This window comes from Lysobacter sp. 05T417, from assembly GCF_056396405.1.
Map to the genome: position 1 here is coordinate 1 of NZ_JBFTLK010000019.1, position 1,192 is coordinate 1,192.

Annotated in this window: 1 protein-coding gene; it reads right to left on the reverse strand. The window is 59.3% G+C overall.

Translation table 11 applies throughout. The features are described from left to right. Positions 1-196 precede the first annotated feature (196 nt). Complete coding sequence (locus AC1DER_RS17190; RefSeq protein WP_477248532.1) at positions 197-496, reverse strand: YrhB domain-containing protein; 300 nt, start codon at positions 494-496, stop codon at positions 197-199. Positions 497-1,192: the final 696 nt, after the last annotated feature.

Here is a 1,192-nt window from a genome sequence, read left to right on the forward strand (position 1 = left end):
CAAGGAGAGTCCAATAACCGCCCAGCCAGCATCATACGCGGCGGGTGAGAGCGCGACCAAGAGCACGCTGCCCAGGCCAACCAAGAGGCAGAGCCAGAGGAAGGATTTGCCCCTTACACGGTTCGCGAATGCTTCCATGGCCGCCTAACGCCTGAATTAAGCCGAGACGCGAAGCGGCTTCGGCTTGAATGAATGGTTAGGCACCGCCCAGTGAGAGCGATGCCTCGTACTCCGCCAAATAGTACTCGGTAGAGTGTGCGGTGCCTGTGGCTACGATCTCCCCGGTGAGCCGATTAACGATGAGCGGGGCGTTACCGGCCAAGCGATGCATGAACTCTCCAGTCTCCAAATACTGGCGAGAGTCATAGAAGAACACCCAGCCGAACTCCCTCTCGATCGTGGCCGAGTCGATTATCACAACCTCAAACTCGGATCCTTCGGAAAAGGCTGAGAGTTGAGCTTGAGCCAGGCCTTTTGCTTGAGCAGCGGTGAGCATTTGTGCGGGGCCTAACGCCAGCGTTAAGCCGCACCGCGGAGCGGTGTCGGCTTGAATGAATTGTTAGGTGGCAGCTTACTTGTCTGCAGCATGCCTGGCCTGTTGATAGAAGGCCTCCAGGTCGGCCGATGACATTGAGCTGAGGCTCTTATATGCCGGCTCTGTGGCGGACTTGGAACCTGTGCCTTCTCCGTGAAGTTCGATGCCCCCATTCCCGTCAGGTGTAACGATGAACACGAACGGTGAAGCAGGATTCGGTGGTGCCGCTACCACAACTACCGAGTGGCCATCAGCGCAGCCGTACATCAACCAGTCGTTGCCGCCCAATTGGGCGGTCGTTGGGCCGATGTTGCATTGAAGCGCGGGAGCTTGTGCTGCAGGTGCGTTAGCACCTGAGCTGGCCGCGAGAATCGCGATTGCAAGAGCCGAGATCATCTTTCCCTGCCACCTAACGCCAGAGTTAAGCCGCACCGCGGAGCGGTGTCGGCTTGAATGAATTGTTAGGCCTAGCGCCGCAACCGGAGCCAACAACTACGGCCGACTGCTGTGCCATGACCCAACCCCGGCCGGAAATGTAGCAGCTTGCGATGCCTGGCGCCGCCGAAGATCTGGGCCGGGCCGAAGCGGGCAATACACGGTGTCAATGGTGCCGGCTGGGGGCGTTGTGCGCGCAACCGAAGCAAGAGCGCGATGACC